This is a genomic window from Candidatus Nitrospira nitrosa, from assembly GCF_001458735.1.
Taxonomy (GTDB): domain Bacteria; phylum Nitrospirota; class Nitrospiria; order Nitrospirales; family Nitrospiraceae; genus Nitrospira_D; species Nitrospira_D nitrosa.
Window position 1 is genome coordinate 1642374 of sequence record NZ_CZQA01000001.1, and the last position, 15833, is coordinate 1658206.

Annotated in this window: 14 protein-coding genes; all 14 read left to right on the forward strand. The window is 56.4% G+C overall.

All coding sequences use genetic code 11. The annotated features are described in order from the left end of the window. The first annotated feature begins 142 nt into the window (after nucleotides 1-142). Complete coding sequence (locus COMA1_RS07790) at nucleotides 143-1354, forward strand: glycosyltransferase family 4 protein (protein WP_090746181.1); 1212 nt, start codon at nucleotides 143-145, stop codon at nucleotides 1352-1354. An 11-nt stretch (nucleotides 1355-1365) separates the two neighbouring features. Further along, nucleotides 1366-2742 carry a lipid II flippase MurJ gene (locus tag COMA1_RS07795; RefSeq protein ID WP_090746184.1) on the forward strand — a complete coding sequence of 459 codons (1377 nt, stop codon included), beginning with the start codon at nucleotides 1366-1368 and terminating at the stop codon, nucleotides 2740-2742. After that, complete coding sequence (locus tag COMA1_RS07800) at nucleotides 2739-3989, forward strand: O-antigen ligase family protein (RefSeq protein WP_090746187.1); 1251 nt, start codon at nucleotides 2739-2741, stop codon at nucleotides 3987-3989. The genes COMA1_RS07795 and COMA1_RS07800 overlap by 4 nt, the downstream gene beginning before the upstream one ends. Beyond that, nucleotides 3982-4599 (forward strand): CatB-related O-acetyltransferase, encoded by a 618-nt coding sequence (locus COMA1_RS21810; protein ID WP_090746191.1) that lies wholly within the window; start codon nucleotides 3982-3984, stop codon nucleotides 4597-4599. Before COMA1_RS07800 ends, COMA1_RS21810 begins: the two co-directional genes overlap by 8 nt. Before the next feature lie 280 nt (nucleotides 4600-4879). After that, nucleotides 4880-5452 (forward strand): LbetaH domain-containing protein, encoded by a 573-nt coding sequence (locus tag COMA1_RS07810; protein WP_218055322.1) that lies wholly within the window; start codon nucleotides 4880-4882, stop codon nucleotides 5450-5452. A gap of 60 nt (nucleotides 5453-5512) precedes the next feature. Beyond that, on the forward strand, nucleotides 5513-6571 hold the full coding sequence (locus COMA1_RS07815) for an aldo/keto reductase (RefSeq protein WP_090746198.1): 1059 nt from the start codon (nucleotides 5513-5515) through the stop codon (nucleotides 6569-6571). Continuing rightward, the gene (locus COMA1_RS07820) at nucleotides 6568-8211 is read left to right on the forward strand and encodes an FAD-dependent oxidoreductase (protein ID WP_090746201.1); all 1644 of its coding nucleotides are present in this window, start codon (nucleotides 6568-6570) and stop codon (nucleotides 8209-8211) included. Before COMA1_RS07815 ends, COMA1_RS07820 begins: the two co-directional genes overlap by 4 nt. Before the next feature lie 43 nt (nucleotides 8212-8254). Further along, nucleotides 8255-8953 carry an FkbM family methyltransferase gene (locus COMA1_RS07825; RefSeq protein WP_090746204.1) on the forward strand — a complete coding sequence of 233 codons (699 nt, stop codon included), beginning with the start codon at nucleotides 8255-8257 and terminating at the stop codon, nucleotides 8951-8953. Between the two features lie 257 nt (nucleotides 8954-9210). Further along, nucleotides 9211-10122: a glycosyltransferase family 2 protein gene (locus COMA1_RS07830; protein ID WP_090746921.1), complete on the forward strand. Its 912-nt coding sequence runs from the start codon at nucleotides 9211-9213 to the stop codon at nucleotides 10120-10122. Further along, nucleotides 10025-11314, forward strand: a complete 1290-nt coding sequence (locus tag COMA1_RS07835; RefSeq protein WP_090746208.1) for a glycosyltransferase family 4 protein — start codon at nucleotides 10025-10027, stop codon at nucleotides 11312-11314. Before COMA1_RS07830 ends, COMA1_RS07835 begins: the two co-directional genes overlap by 98 nt. Next, nucleotides 11311-12225, forward strand: a complete 915-nt coding sequence (locus COMA1_RS07840; protein WP_090746211.1) for a hypothetical protein — start codon at nucleotides 11311-11313, stop codon at nucleotides 12223-12225. The genes COMA1_RS07835 and COMA1_RS07840 overlap by 4 nt, the downstream gene beginning before the upstream one ends. A 31-nt stretch (nucleotides 12226-12256) precedes the next feature. Next, nucleotides 12257-12388, forward strand: coding sequence for a hypothetical protein (locus tag COMA1_RS21815; protein WP_281176228.1), 132 nt, complete (start codon nucleotides 12257-12259; stop codon nucleotides 12386-12388). Between the two features lie 145 nt (nucleotides 12389-12533). After that, entirely contained in the window at nucleotides 12534-14171 is a 1638-nt protein-coding gene (gene xrtD, locus COMA1_RS07845) for a VPLPA-CTERM-specific exosortase XrtD (RefSeq protein ID WP_090746214.1), read from the forward strand. Between the two features lie 12 nt (nucleotides 14172-14183). Then, a complete protein-coding gene (locus COMA1_RS07850; RefSeq protein ID WP_090746217.1) occupies nucleotides 14184-15815 on the forward strand; it encodes a glycosyltransferase family 4 protein in 1632 nt (543 codons plus the stop codon). Nucleotides 15816-15833 lie beyond the last annotated feature (18 nt).

The window sequence follows — 15833 nt, forward strand, 5'->3', positions numbered from 1 at the left end:
CCGTGTAGGTCAACAGCAGTTGCTTGCGGCTTTTTGACAATTTGTTAACAGAGATTTGAACCCCTCGTGGCCCATCGATGTCGTCTCCGGCAGTAGACTGCGTTCTCTGGTTGCTGTGGCGATCTTGATAAAGGACGTTGGAATGAAAACGACGATCTGTTGCCTGGAGCCGGTTCTTGCTCCCTACAGTATTCCGCGGTTCAAGGCGTTTCAATCACTCAGACCTGACTATTCGGTGAAGGTGATGGCGCTGAGTGCCAGGGAACGGCTTCGGGAGTGGGGAATTTACAAGCAAGATCTAGGGTTTGACTATGTGGAAGCGTTTTCTGACGAGAGTTTGGAGAATCTCAATTCGCAAGCGCAGGCAGCACGAGTGGTTGAATGGCTGACGAATGAAGATCCGGCCGTGGTTGTGATCACCGGCTACTTTCTTGCCGGTATGCGCGCAGCGGCCAGATGGACCAGACAACATAAGCGGCTCAGTATCTATATCGGCGACTCGCAGTGGGGAGACCGCCGACGAAATCCGGTCAAGGAGTGGATCAAGGGGTGGTGGGCGCGTCGTCATTACGATGCCGCGTTTGCCGCCGGAGAGCGTGCAGCGGCCTATCTCCAGATGATGGGGTTCCCACGAGAGAAGATTTGGACGGGGTATGACGTCGTCGACAACCAGGCCTTCTCAGCGGGGGCGGAGTTAGCCAAGCAGGATGCCACTGCGCTGCGCATTCGGCTCAACCTTCCCGAGAAGTTTTTCCTCTTTGTCGGGCGATTCGCCCCGGAAAAAAATCTGCTTCGATTGGTGGAGGCCTATGCCTCATACCGCCGAGCTGCTGGAACCGAGGCATGGGGTCTTGTTCTTGTGGGAGGAGGACCGCAGGAAGAACAGTTGCACCGGCAAACTCAGGGGATTCCGGGCGTCGTCTTTGCGGGCTCTCACCGATCTGATGAACTCGGGCTCTACTATGGATTGGCCTCCTGCTTGATCCTACCGAGCGTGAGCGAAACATGGGGACTCGTCGTGAATGAAGCGATGGCAGCAGGTCTTCCCGTCATCGTGTCGCATCGATGCGGCTGTGTGGCGGAGCTCGTGCGGCCTGGCTTCAACGGATACATGGTCGACCCGCTCGATGTCGACGGCATGGCTCGAACGATGGGGGTCATGTCCTCGACTCTTGTCGATTGTGTCTCCATGGGAGCAGCGTCTCGGCGGATTGTGGCTCTCTATACTCCGGAAACCTGGGCAAACAGTCTCGCTGACTGCATTGAACGAACGGCTTCAGGTTGCCGCGAGCCGGCATTGACTCATGCGAGCGGTATGACGAAATCCCTTCAGCCGGAAAACCAGCCAAGTTGAGCGGAGACCCAATGGCACTCTTCATGCGATCAGTAGTCCGGCCCGCGCGCCTACGCGGCGATATGGTGCGGAAAGCCATGCGGGAACTTGCCGGCTCCGCTCGCACACTGTCGGGGTATTCACTCCTCACCGGATTTGGGTTGCTCCTGGGACTTGCACGTGAGCTGGCGGTTGCTTCGGCATTCGGACTCAGCCCTCAATTGGATGTCTTTGTCGCGGTCCTGACCATCCAACTGTTTTTCGGTGCCCAGGTCGGTAACGCATTGGAGACCGCGTTCATCAGCCGTGTGGCCTCGGAGGGAAAGACGCTCATTGTCTATCGATCCTTGTGGCCGGCGATCTATGGATTGTTGTTGGTTCATATCGGCATTATCGGCTGCCTCGCGGTCACGGGATCGTTCCTGCTCGACACCATCTTTCCGAGTTTTGACCGTGATCAGCTCACGCTGGCGTCTCATACGCTACACGCTCTGTTTCTCCCGATCATCTTCGCCAGTACCGCCGGTCTGCTGCGGGGGGCACTTGCCGTGCTGGGCTCGTTCGCGCCCGGGTTCTTAGCCGGGTCGATTGTGTCGTGCTGTACGATCGTATCGGTTATGCTTTTTTCTTCCAGCCTCGGGATCGATGCGCTGACATTGGGCGTGTCGGTCGGAAATCTCGGCGTGCTCACTGTTTTCGCTGGACGGCTGGTTGTTCTTAAACGTGAGGTGGGGTCCGTCACTCCGCCGGCATTGGCGCCGTCGGCGAATGGTGGCTGGTTCGTGCTGTGGGGAGCCGCGACAACGGTGCTGATCGGTGAGCTCATCTATGCCGGGATGGCGCTCACTGAACGTAGCTTGGCGTCCCGGTTGCCTTCCGGTTCAATCGCGGCCTTCTTCTATGCCAGCACGATCGTGTCTGTTCCGCTCTCTTTGATTGTCCGTCCGGTCACGACCATGCTCTTTCCTCGCATGGTCCAAATATTCAAGAAAGATGTCCGAGCCGGTCTCAGCACCTTGGGTATGCCGATCGCGGCGCTCGTGACGGCGAGTGCCGGGGTGGTCCTGCTCGTATCGCTCTTGGCCGAGCCGATCGTCGAAACGGTATTTGTGCGAGGGCGGTTCTCGCTTGATCATGCCAAGCTGACTGCGGCTATTCTCTCGGTGACGATTTTTGCGTTGCCCTTCATGAGTGTGGGGCAGCTGATTCGGAATGCGTGTTATTCGCTTTCGGACTATCGATCTCCCATCGTGGGGCTGGCCGTCCAGTGGATGATGGTGATCGGTCTCGGAACTCTTCTGGTGCCGCGTTACGGTGCACGGGGATTAGCGGCTGCGCTCGTGAGCGGTGAAGCAGCGGTCCTGGGTGTGACGGGATTCCTCCTGATGCGACAGGTGTCACGATCATGACAGAGATGGACGACACGTTTTTCGACGAGACTCACCCTCGTTCTTGGGTCGGCCTTGTCCTGGGTGTGTGGCTGACGGGAGTATTCGCGGCCTCTCTGTTCGGGAGATTGGACGCAGGTCGAGAAGCCATCATGTCGATCGTATGGATCGGCACCGCCGTCATGTGGCCGCTTGTCTATTTCATGGTCTCACGTTGCCGATTCGTTCCTGACTCCCTGTCCTTCATTGGGACGGTCGCCGCGCTGCTGTTCGGCGCGTTTTCGGTTTTGTCGAGTTTCTTCAGTCCGGTGGCTCTTCTCTCAGCCGGGTATGTGGTGCTGACGTTATTGGGTCTCTGGCTGGCTCTTCAATTCAATACTAATCTCGATGCGGAACAGTATGAGCAGGGACTGAAGATCTTTGCCGTCATGACGACCGGACTTTTAGTCGGATTTGCCTGGTATGACTATGTGCCTGGAACCCGATTGGGGACGGGGAAGAACATCTTGAACCCCAACACCATCGCGTTGGTATCGACGTCGGTCTTCGTGGCTGCGATGGCTATTCGCACACTGGCACTTCGATTGGTGGTCATGGGGGTGGTCGCGACGGTGATGGTGTTGACCAGCTCGCGAGCCGCGGCCATTGCTGTCTTGATAGCATTGACGGTGACCGGATGGCTCCGTCTCCGAAGTCACGGGAGGCCGGTATTGTTATTCGTTGGAATCGGCTTACTGGTGGTTGCCGGTACGGTCGTGATGTACGGCGGGCAGGTGTATGAGACCTTGGATCGTCTGTATTCCCTCAGCACGGTGGATCGAGGCATCGGATCGGGAGCATCAGGGCGTCTGGAGGCTTGGAAGTGGACATGGGAGTTATTTCTCCATAATCCCTTCATTGGGGTAGGATTTCGCGCACATGAATTTCTGCTGCGTGTCGACTCCTCCTCCCACAACGGGTACCTCGCGACACTCGCCGAGCTTGGACTCATCGGGTTTCTGGCGATTGCCTGCCTGATCGCACGCGGCCTGCAGATCCTTTGGGTGAGAGCACAAGAGCCGGAAGGGGGATTCATTCCCAGTCTCCTCTTGGGGTTGAGTGTGGGCTATCTTTTTCTCGCCGTCTTCGAGCGATATCTGATCAATGTCGGGAATCCGACGTCCCTCCTGTTTCTGCTCGCGGTGATGCAACCACAATGGGACGCCGATCCGCTGCCGGAGGAAGATGAATTAGCCTTTCCTGTGATCGAGGATTCGACCGTTGGATGATCCACGTTCCATTCCGTGGCGCAAGAACGTGGAGAGACAAGACATCTCCCCCCGTGATTCGCCGGCGCTATGGCGGCTTGTCAAAGCGAAACTCAAGGGGCTTCGTACCTGGTTCCTGAGGATGATGTGGTATCCGGATGCTCGAACCGGCAAGGGATTTCATGTCGGTAGAGGCGTGTATATTGAGGCAGGGTTCGTTGCGGGAGACTACGTCTACATCGGTCCGTATAGTGTGCTGTCGCCGCAGGTTCACATCGGACATTACTCGTCCTTATCGGCTTATGTCGCGATCGTTGGACGCGATCACCACTGTGAAGAGCCGGGTATTCCGATCGTGTTTTCCGGTCGCCCTCCGTCTTGTGTGACCCGAATTGGTGCGGATGTCCTTGTGGGGCATGGGGCCATCCTCATACGAGGCGTGACGATCGGCAACGGGGCGATCGTCGGTGCCGGCGCCGTTGTGACCACGGATGTCCCTCCGTACGCGATCGTCGGCGGTGTTCCGGCCAGAGTTCTGCGCTATCGGTTCGATGAGCGGCAACAAGCGATTCATGAAGCCATGTTGGCGGAACCGACGAAGCAAGGGGCGTATCCAGGCCCGCCCAGATAATGGCTGTAGGCGCATGTACAAGAAGCGGTCCCATAATAATCTCATGTGCACGTGGTCTGGCGAAGCGGGAATCGAACCGAGTCCATTGTTCTTGGATCTCGAGACAGTGCTGCATACCGTAAATGCGCGGAGCGCTCTTAAGTCCCAGTGGGTTGTGTCGGGTGGCTTGCCCGCCTCCTGTCACAATTTAACGTTCTGATAACACAGATTTGAGACTGCCGTTTCGATAATCCGGCGCTCGACAGGGTACATTCCTCGAAAAGGTAATGGGGACGCTGGCATGTCACAACCATGCGCTATGGAAGGCGCGGATCTTTCGGAGTGTTCGATCCCGCACTCCCGCGCAAATCAAGCGCTGCGAATTCTGTGGCAAGCTGTGTGGCTACTGGCCTATCGGCCAAGCCCGACGATCTTTCATGCATGGAGACGATTTCTGCTCCGTCTGTTCGGCGCGAAGATTTCACGACGCGCCTATCCCTATCCCTCGGTGAGGGTGTGGGGGCCCTGGAATTTGGTCATGGATGACATGAGTTGCTTGGGGCCGGATGTGAATTGCTATTGCGTGGACAAAGTCGTGCTCTGTGCCGGAGCAACGGTGAGCCAGTACAGCTTTTTGTGTACGGCCAGTCATGACTACCGACTGCCCAACAGGCCGATGACGACGGCACCCATTACCATTGGGCATCGTGCCTGGGTGGCGGCGGATGCCTTTATCGGCCCCGGCGTGAGCATTGGGGAGGGAGCTATTGTGGGTGCGCGTGCCAGTGTGTTTCGTGATGTAGATCCCTGGACCGTTGTGGGTGGGAACCCAGCTCGAGTGATTCGAACATATCAGCCTGAGCCTGGGAAATAGGGTCGTGCAATTTGTACATCATGTGCGACTAGGGTGCATAGCAGCTAGGGAGAGCGTTCGGTGTCGAATCGGTTGACGAATGGAACGAACAAGGCCACTGCGGCTCTCGATCCGGATCGGAAATCGGTCGAAATCAGGCTCGTCAGTGAGCCAGTGGCTGGAATGGAACGTGTGGGCTTTGGTCTGTCGAAGCTGATGCGTCTCCCTTCTGGTGCGGAGCGGCAGCGACTCTTGGATACCGTCTATGATCAAGGAATCCGCCATTTCGACGTGGCTCGAATGTATGGGCTCGGTGCGAGTGAGAAAGAGCTTGGCAAGCTTCTACGATCAAAACGAACGCAGGTGACTGTCGCCACTAAATTCGGGATTGAACCCACGCTGGCGACTCGTTATCTGTCGTCTCTTCAGGCACCCGTCCGTTGGCTCTTCACAAAGCTCCCTGGTTTGAAAGCTTCCGCAACCGGGACGCATCAGCCGTTGTATCGTCCCAAGCGGTTCACCCCGGACTCCCTTCGAGCGAGTCTGGACATGAGCCTTCGACAACTTGGCACGGACTATGTCGATATCCTGTTTTTACATGAGCCGATGCCGGGTGACTACATTGCCGATGAACTGAGCGACAGTCTCAAAGATCTTCAGACGCAGGGAAAAATCCGCAGATTCGGGATGTCGTCGACGGCGAACAGCCTCATGTCTCTGATCCGACAACATCCTGCTCTGACTGCTGTGCTGCAATTTGATAACGATGCGACCGGTCGCCAAATCAATCGACTTCCTCTTCCGCCGCATTCACGTCTCTTCACCTTCGCGCCGTTTGCGACGGCCCTTCCTGTGGTCCAATCGAGATGTGAACAGGTACCTTCCGTGGTCGACAACGTCGCTGAGAGCACTGGTGTTGATCTTCGGTCGCATCAAGAGCAGGTTCGACTCCTGCTTAGCTACGCTTTCCATGCCAATCCACGAGGGACGGTGGTCTTTGCGTCCACGAATATTCATCACATCGCCGCAGTAGCGAAGCATGTTCGGAGTGAATTGATCGGAGAGGATAGGGTCCGGCTCATTCTTGAGGAACTCGGACTGCTGCACATCGACGCCGGCGTTCGGGTAGGCGGCTCATGATTACGGATCTTCTTCACGGAGGCGGTCGCCAGACACGCATGGCGGACGTCTGTGTGATCGGCGCTGGGACGGCCGGCCTGGCGCTTGTTCGTGAGTTGCTCAGCAGCGGTCATACGGTCGTGGTATTGGAATCCGGAGGGATCACCGTCGAAGAGGATACGCAGCAGCTCTATGACTGTACGGTTGTCGGCTTACCGCATCGCGGATACCTTCACGGCCGCTTTAGAACGCTTGGAGGGACTTCTACGCGCTGGGGGGGGCAACTGTTGCCGTTAACGGCACTCGATATCGACCATCGGGAATGGATTGGTGCGGTCGCATGGCCTGTCACGTATGCCGAGCTACAAGATTATTACCAGCGGGTTGAACAGTTGTTCGGCGTCGATGGGGATCCGTACGAGCCTGAAGCGCTGAATCGATGGCCGATCCATGGAACGGATTTTGATGCGAATCAATTCACCGCCCGTTATGCCAAATGGCCTCCATTTGTCAGGCGAAACCTGGCTCGTGTTGTCGGGAAGGACTGTGCGGAATCAACCTTGGTGGAGGTGGTCCTTCACGCGAACGTGACGGAGATTTCTCTCAGTGATGATGGTACCAAGGTGGTCCAAGTCCGAGCCCGTACGCTGGATGGGGCTGCGATCGACGTCAAGGCGAAACACTTTGTCGTGGCGACAGGGACCTTGGAGACGATACGACTCTTGTTGGCATCCAGAGGCGTGGTTCCAGGCGGCATTGGAAACCATTCCGGCCATCTTGGGAAGAACTTTCAGGATCATCTCTCTCTTCGTGGGGCGGAGCTCTTTCCTCGATCGATACGCAGCCTTGAGAACAAATTTGCTCCGTTCTTCATCGACGGGACGATGCGCACGGCACGGCTTGAACTGAGTGCGAACATGCAGCGGGATCGGAAGCTTCTGAGTTGTTTCGGCCAGGTGTTGTTCGAGACCCCTGATGATTCAGGGTTTGCCGAGCTTCGTGATGGATTGCGCCGTTTGCAGGCTCGGCGCAATCCTTGGCCGAGCGTCAAAGGATGGACCAATATCCTGAGGGATATCCCCAATATGTGCCGACTCGGGGCGGTCAGAGTGCTGAAACAACGAGTCGCCTACCCAGACAATGCACGGTTTCACCTTCAAGTGGATGTGGAGCAATGTCCCAACTCTGAGAGTACGGTGAGCTTGGGTCACGAATGCGATGCATTGGGGATGCCGATGCTGAGGCTTGATTGGCGAATCAAGCGTCTTGAGAAGCGGACCATGCAGGAATATGTCCGCCGGTTTCGCCTTGAATGGGAGCGACTGGATCTTGGCGATGCACGATGGAATGAGAAGCTGTTCGAAGAAGGCGATCGGTGGCTGGAAGATGTGATCGATGTCTACCATCAAACCGGCGGAACTTCGATGAGCGAACATCCGAGCGGCGGTGTGGCCGATCCGCAACTACGTGTTCACGGCATTGCCAACTTGTTTCTCGCGAGTTGCTCCGTTTTTCCCTCTGCCGGAAGTGCCAACCCCACGTTCACGCTGTTGGCATTAACGGTTCGCTTGGCTGATCATCTTCGGGCGGTACTGGCTGCCGACGCAAGCCCGTTGCATGTGAATACGTCACAGGATATCGAATGTCCGACTACTGCGTAAGCAAACTGTTGGGCATATTGTTACACCTTCAAGAGGTCATCTCATGAACACTCTGCTTATCCGTGCGCGATCGGTTGCTAGGAAGCTGGGCATCTTATCTCAGCTGAAGGCCGTCCATTCCGTGTTTCATCGTGGGTACGAAGAGTATTTCGATACCGCGCTTCTTACTCATATTCAGCCAGGTGATGTCGTGTGGGATATTGGGGCAAATCTTGGTCTGTACACCGAAAAGTTCTTGGAGAAGGTGGGAAGCGGAGGGGCCGTTGTCGCGTTTGAGCCAGTGTCGGATTGTTTCGATGTGCTCCGCTCCAAGTTCACTGGGAAGACCAACGTGACGCTGGAGCCTCTTGCGCTATCTTCAAGCAATGGGATAGGGACGATGAAGCTTGCCGCAGATCCGCTCGGTGCCACACACCAATTGGTCGACCAGGCGCATCCAAGTTCCGAGGAGGCCGCTCAGGTCACGATTGTGACGGCTGACAGCTATGCGGCGCGTAGCCGGACTGTCCCGGATGTCATCAAAATTGATGTCGAAGGCTTTGAGTACGAGGTGTTCAAAGGCATGAAGGCGTTGCTCACGGAGCCAAAATTGAGAGGGCTGTTCTGTGAGATGCATTTTGCATTACTCGAAAGCCGGGGCCAGATGTTCGCTCCTGTTGAGATTGAACGGCTGCTCACTCGTGCGGGGTTTGAGGTGACATATACGGATAGCTCCCATATTCAGGCGATTCGATCGACCTAGCCTGCTCTCATTACTCTCCCTCCAGTAAACTGGATAGCAGGATCCCTCGGTAGGCTTATCGGTACGCCGAGCGGACCATCAAGTGCTCATGAGGGACCTATCGGCCTTGCCCGATGGTTTCATCAGGTTGCGTGAACCGGATTTCCTGAGCGTTGTTCGACTACCGGGCCCGTTCTTCTTTTAATATTCCCGTAACAAGAACTTAAATCTGGCGTTGCTACAGCGCTTGACCTTCAGGCGTAGACTCTTCCGAGAGTATGAACCTGTCTATTCTCATCCTGACGCTGAACGAAGAATGCAACCTTGCCGATTGTATCCGGTCGGTGAGCGAGGCAGACGACATCGTCGTTCTGGATTCTTTCAGCAGCGACCGGACGGTCGCGATCGCAACGGAAATGGGCGTACGCGTGATTCAGCGACGGTTCGACAATTACGCGGCCCAAAGAAATGCCGGGTTGAATGAGACCTCGTACAAGCATCCGTGGGTTCTCATGGTCGATGCCGACGAACGGGTCACCCCCGAGCTCTGGGCGGAGATGCGAAGGGCTATAGCGACCGCTGAACCGACGGTCAGTATGTTCCATATGAGGCGAAAGGACTATTGGTTTAGGCAGTGGATTCGACGGAGCAGCGGCTATCCGACCTGGTTCGGTAGATTGGTTCGTGTCGGGCATGTGACGGTCGAGCGGGAGATCAATGAGCAGTACGTCGCGCATGGGGAGTCAAGATTTTTGAGCGAGCATCTAGTGCATTACCCGTTCAACAAGAAAGTCGCCTATTGGTTTGAACGTCATAACCGATACTCGTCGATGGAGGCCAACGCGCTTGCCGGAGAGCGACGGGAGAAGATTGCGATTCGGGGACTGTGGTCGACCACTCCGATCGTGCGCCGGAAAACCATGAAGCAGATTGCCTACCGACTGCCAGGGCGTCCGCTCTTGGTATTCCTGTACCTCTGCGTGGTGCGGGGAGGCTTTTTGGATGGTCTTGCGGGATTGCGGTATTGCATCCTCCGGGCGATCTACGAATACATGATCGATCTCAAGGTGAAGGAACAAGTGGAGGAGCGGAATGTCCAGGAATCTCGCGAGCAAAATCATCTTCATCAATCGATACTTCTACCCCGATCATTCCGCGACGAGTCAGCTCCTAAGCGACCTCGCGTTTGATCTTGCCTCTCGTGGTCAGGAAATTCATGTCATCACCGGCTGTCAGTTGTACGGCGACCCTCACGCGGCGCTTTGCGCTGAGGAGTTGATCCGTGGCGTGCATGTGCATCGCGTGCCCACGTCGCGGTTTGGGCGGGACAATCTCTGGGGGCGAGCAGCCGATTATCTGACGTTTTATCTTGGCGCGACCTGGCGGCTTCTTCGACTGATAGGCCAAGGAGACACCGTGGTGGCCAAGACCGATCCACCGATGATGTCGGTTCCCGCTTCGTGGGCGGTCAAGCTCAAGGGAGGGGTGCTGGTCAATTGGGTGCAAGATTTGTTTCCGGAAGTCGCCACCTCTCTGGATGTGCATGGGCTACGATTCGCGGCTCCGATGCTCAAGCGGCTGCGCAATCACTCCTTGCGATCGGGCCGAACCAATGTGGTCTTGGGTGAGGTGATGGCTGAGCGTCTCCGTGAAGAGGGTATTCCCTCCGATCAGATCACGATCATCGAAAATTGGGCGGATGGTGATGCCATCCAGCCTATCCGGCGACAGGACAATCCCCTTCTCCATGAGTGGGGTCTCGATGATAAGTTCGTACTCGGGTATTCCGGAAACATGGGCCGCGTTCATGAATTCAAGACCATGATCGACGCGGCGGAGCGGCTGAAGGTCGTGGATGAAATAGCCTTTGTGTTTATCGGCGACGGCATGGCCAGACGATGGCTCGAGTCGGAGGCGGCGGGGCGGGGTTTGACGAATGTGCAGTTTTATCCATACCAATCTGCCGATCGATTGCAGTGGAGTTTGAGCGTTCCTGACGTACATTTCGTGTCGCTGCGGCCGACCCTCGAGGGACTCATCGTGCCGAGCAAGTTCTACGGAATCGCGGCGGCGGGACGACCGATCATCCACATCGGCGATCCCGATGGAGAGATCGCCCGCATCCTTGACCGTGAACGCTGTGGGTGGAGTTTCTGTATCGGTGAGGTCGAGGCACTGGCTGCCTGCATTCTCAGGCTGTACCGCCACAAGATGGAGGTCATTGACGCAGGGCTCTGTGCGCGGCGGGCATTCGACCGGAAGTATTCACGTGGGCATGCGCTCGATAGTTGGCGTGTGCTGTTGAACTCGGCTCCGGGCCATCTTGCTTCCGTGAATGTCGAAGCGGTCATAGAGCAGCCGGTTGGTGGAAAAAGATCGTGACGCGGTCTCGACCATTCAGCTGGCCCCGATTGTTTCTGATCAGCCTCATTGTGGTCGGAGCGACGGGACATGATATGTCGGGAGCTGCGGAGGGCGAGACGCCTTCCACGATGCAACGACCGTTCATCGTGTTTGACGCGACGTTGTATAAAAACAAACCCTCCTTCTCGGATTATCCGGTCCTTCGTCCGATCACGGTGCTCTACGAATGGCCGTTGTTTCTTACCGGTCAGTCGTCAGCCGCATTGCCGTCGGAGCAAAGGGTGCGATCCGCCGTCAAGGACTTGAGTGAGGCGTCTGATCCGGTGGTTCTCGATATCGAGCGCTGGCCGCTCAAGGGTGATGCGCAGGCCGTGAAGACGAGCGTCGGGAAGTTGCTGATGGTTTTGTCGTGGATCAAGCAGGAAATGCCCAGTGCCAAGATCGGCACCTATGGAACCGTCCCGTTGCCGGACTATTGGCGGGCCATTCGTGGGCGGACGAACGCGGAGTTTCAAGCCTGGCAGCGGGATAACGACCGATTGGATGAGTTGCTGCCTAGTATGGATGCCTTGTATCCCTCCATTTATACGTTCTACTCCGATCGCCAAGGCTGGGTAACCTATGCGATTGCACAGATCGAGGAGGCTCGCCGAAAAGCCAATGGAAAGCCGGTCTATGCATTTCTGTGGCCACAGTATCATGAGTCGAATTATCTCATCGGTCTCAAACCAATCGAGCCGGATTATTGGGAGCTGCAATTAAACACCGTTTCTCAATATGCGGATGGAGTGGTGATCTGGGGGGGATGGGGCAAGCATGAGCCGGAGCCATGGAACGAAGATGCCCCTTGGTGGCAAGTGACCAAGCGATTTATGAGCCGAATCGACGGGGTTGTTCCTAGTGTCCCATCGGGATTGAAAGCGCACTAGTGTCGAGCTGATCGATGGGTGGTTTTCAATCATGGCTGATCGGTCTCTCAGCTATTGGTTTCCAATAAAAGAATCGACGACTGCCATCGGCATCGCGTCGTCGATGGCTCCTATGGAGGGGCAGTCGGGCGCTGTTTATTTGGCCTCCCTGGGGTTGCTGTAAAGGTGCTTCTCGCCGTCAGCCGACCACTACCGTATCCACAGTCCCGCCCGTTTTAACGATCAGTTAACACAAACTTGAGATTGACGTGGCCCACGGCCGATCGGCGAACGGTACACTTCAACGTCGTCATCACTGTGGAGCTGTCATGAATACTCAACCTACGGTTCTCGGGCAATCGCTGCCGTCCCCCTCCGAACCGCCTTTGATTCACTCGTCCATGCGGAACAACGCATCTTTGCCCTGGATGATTCTTGCCGTGATCGTGACGGTCCTCGGCTATCTCTATGCCGATAGTCTGCGATTCTTGGGAGAGTCATGGTTGGAAGACAACAACAGCCATGGGCCGTTCATTCCGTTGATCGTGCTGTACATGATTTGGCTGCGCTGGCCGACACTCCATGTCATTGAGCATCGGGGTTCGTGGTGGGGCCTCTCCATTGTAGGTATCGGGCTGTGCATATATGCGGTCGGTCAGTTTGCCGCCATGCACGCAGTCGTGCATCTCTCGCTCTGGCTGGTGATCGTCGGATTGCTGGGCTCTGCGATCGGTCTGGCCGGCCTTCGTCGGCTCACGTTTCCGTTGTTGTACTTGCTTGCAGCCGTTCCGCTTCCGGTCTTTCTGCAATATGAGCTATCGAGCAAACTTCAACTGTGGTCGTCGACCCTGGGCGTCGGGTTTCTTCATGCGATCGGGGTGACAGCCTATCGGGAAGGGAACGTGATCGATCTTGGGCCGACGCAACTTCAAGTCGTCGAGGCTTGCAGCGGTCTGCGGTATCTCTTTCCGCTCATGGCGCTGACGTTACTCATGGCCTATCTCTACCGCGAATCATTTTGGAAGCGGGCCGTGCTCGTCTTGTCCAGCATACCGATCTCGATTCTGCTGAACGGCTTTCGAATCGGTGTCATCGGTATCCTGGTGGGATTCTACGGGCAAGCGGCAGCCGAAGGGTTTACCCATTTTTTTGAAGGGTGGATTTTCTTTGTGGCGAGTCTCGTCTTGCTGTGTGGTGAAATGTGGATCTTTGCGAGAGTCGGTTCGGCCGGACCTCGCCGTTCGTTCGCCGATTTGATCGGTCTGCCGGCTGCCGGCGGTGCCATGCCACCCGCTCTCACTCAACCGGCTGCGGCCATTTCTTTTCCACCCCTGTTCGTCGCGAGCGGGTTGCTTGCTGTGGCGATCGTCGCCGCTCCCACCATCAATCCCGAGGAGTTTCCTCCTCCACCAAGTCGCCACCAGTTGGTCGATTTTCCATTGCGGCTTGGAGGGTGGACGGGAGTCAATGCTCCGATGGAGCGACAATATCTCGATGCGTTGGCGTTGGACGATTATGTGATGGCGGATTACACGGCCGCCGATCGCCGCCCGGTCAATGTGTACGTAGCGTACTATCTCTCTCCGAAGAAAGGTCGTTCTTCGCATTCACCGAAACAATGCATTCCGGGGGGCGGATGGGAAATCACGTCCTTCGAACCGACACGGATGGAGCATGTGTCGGAGATCAAACCGGGCCAAGAGATCAATCGCGTCGTCGTGCAGAAAGATGGGTATAAGCAGATCGTCTACTACTGGTTCAAGCAGCGCGATCGATGGATTACGAGCGAATATCTCGTGAAGTTTTTCCTCTTTTGGGATTCCTTGACCAGGCATCGCGCCGATGGAGCACTCGTGCGGTTGTCCTCGTCGGTACATCCCGGAGAAAACGAAGCCATCGTCGATGAACGGCTCCAGACGATGGTCGGTTTGGTCACACCGTTGTTGGGTCGATACGTTCCCGATTGAGGTGATTGAGGCATGGGTTCGGCATTGTTCCTAAGCTTTATCGGGTCTCTCGTCATCTGCATGGCGCTCATCCCGGTCTTATCCACGTCGGCAAGCCGTTTGAGCTTCATCGATTCGCCGCGAGAGCGGCATGTGCATGCTGAGCCCATGGCCAAGGTAGGAGGAATTGCTTTTGCTTTTGCGACGTTCATCGCGGTTCTGGTCTGGGCTCCGAAAGATTCGTTTCTCCTTTCCAGTCTCCTGGGCGGTGCCGTCATCCTGTTCTTCGGGATATGGGACGATCGGGCCGATCTGCATTATCGAATCAAGTTCGCGGGACAAGTACTGGCTGCCCTGGCCGCCATAGGCATCGCCGGTGTCCACTTGTCTTCGGTCCCATTCTTCGATGAGGTAATGCTTCCCGCCTGGGTGGCTCTCCCGCTGACCTTGCTCGTCATCGTTGCAGTGACGAATGCCGTCAATCTCTCCGATGGCCTGGATGGGTTGGCCGGAGGGTTGTCGCTTATCAGTTTCATCGGGTTGGCCTACCTCGCTTATCAGGTCAACGAGCCGCTGCTCATTCTCTTGATCGTGTCCATTCTCGGAGGCCTGCTGGGTTTTCTTCGATTCAACACGTACCCCGCGCGCGTCTTTATGGGCGACGCAGGCAGTCAATTTCTCGGCTACTACCTGGCCGTCGCCGCGCTCATGCTGATCGATGCCCACCGCGCGGCCTATAGTCCCTTGCTGGTTCTGTTCATTTGGGGAGTTCCGTTGCTCGATATGGTCGGTGTCATGGGGCAGCGGGTGCTGGAAGGGCGGTCCCCGTTTGTCGGCGATCGAAACCATATCCATCATCGACTTCTGTCTTTTGGCTTGAATCATGGTCAAGCTGTCACGACCATTTATCTCGTGCATGGTCTCATGGTGAGCTGCGCCTATTTCCTACGATGGCAGTCCGATGTGTTGCTCCTGACGATGTATCTTGCGTTTGCGGGTGCCGTCCTGTTCGTCTTTGCCCAGCCGCCTGGAGGGATAAGAGCGCACGGTGCATCGCCGGTGACCCAAGCGCCTCGAGTGATCATGAGCAACATGTCGAGGACTCGGATGAAACGCGAGTGGCCGCTCAATCTCCTCTACGTGACCGTACCATGTTATCTGGCCTGGGCGGTGACGGTCCCAAAGGAAATTCCGTCTGACGGAGGAGCGATTGCGGTTGGGTTAGCGGTCATCGTGATTGGCGCACTGCTGAGTCGTTCCGCGATTGCATGGGTGGTGCGTGCGGCGCTCTACATTGGGTCCATGTGCCTTCTGTATTACGGAGAGGCATTCCCACGTACGAGCGTCACGACGTGGCTGACACCTACGAATATGGTGATGGTGATCTTGGCCGTGCTGGTCTTCCTCGCGATTCGATGGGCGGGGGACGGCCAATTTCAAACCACTCCACTCGATCACTTGATCGGGTTCTTGGCCGTTGCGATGCCGTTTCTACCGGAGATGACCATCGGCGATGTGTCCGTCGGTCCGCTCATGGCAAAAGCCGTCGTGTTGTTTTTTGCGTTTGAGTTACTGCTGTATCTGCGGTCGTCTGCGGCCATACGACTGGGACTAGTTTCCCTGGTGATATTGACCGGAATCATGTGGCGAGCCTGGTGGTCATGACGGGAGAAGGGGGTAAGG

Excerpts from the sequence above, each read along its gene's own strand:
- COMA1_RS07820 (WP_090746201.1), top strand. The coding sequence starts at position 6,568 with ATGATTACGGATCTTCTTCACGGAGGCGGTCGCCAGACACGCATGGCG.
- COMA1_RS07825 (WP_090746204.1), top strand. The coding sequence starts at position 8,255 with ATGAACACTCTGCTTATCCGTGCGCGATCGGTTGCTAGGAAGCTGGGC.
- COMA1_RS07810 (WP_218055322.1), top strand. The coding sequence starts at position 4,880 with ATGTCACAACCATGCGCTATGGAAGGCGCGGATCTTTCGGAGTGTTCG.
- COMA1_RS07800 (WP_090746187.1), top strand. The coding sequence starts at position 2,739 with ATGACAGAGATGGACGACACGTTTTTCGACGAGACTCACCCTCGTTCT.
- COMA1_RS21815 (WP_281176228.1), top strand. The coding sequence starts at position 12,257 with ATGGCTGATCGGTCTCTCAGCTATTGGTTTCCAATAAAAGAATCGACG.
- COMA1_RS07835 (WP_090746208.1), top strand. The coding sequence starts at position 10,025 with ATGTCCAGGAATCTCGCGAGCAAAATCATCTTCATCAATCGATACTTC.
- COMA1_RS07830 (WP_090746921.1), top strand. The coding sequence starts at position 9,211 with ATGAACCTGTCTATTCTCATCCTGACGCTGAACGAAGAATGCAACCTT.
- COMA1_RS07790 (WP_090746181.1), top strand. The coding sequence starts at position 143 with ATGAAAACGACGATCTGTTGCCTGGAGCCGGTTCTTGCTCCCTACAGT.
- COMA1_RS07795 (WP_090746184.1), top strand. The coding sequence starts at position 1,366 with ATGGCACTCTTCATGCGATCAGTAGTCCGGCCCGCGCGCCTACGCGGC.
- xrtD (WP_090746214.1), top strand. The coding sequence starts at position 12,534 with ATGAATACTCAACCTACGGTTCTCGGGCAATCGCTGCCGTCCCCCTCC.
- COMA1_RS07850 (WP_090746217.1), top strand. The coding sequence starts at position 14,184 with ATGGGTTCGGCATTGTTCCTAAGCTTTATCGGGTCTCTCGTCATCTGC.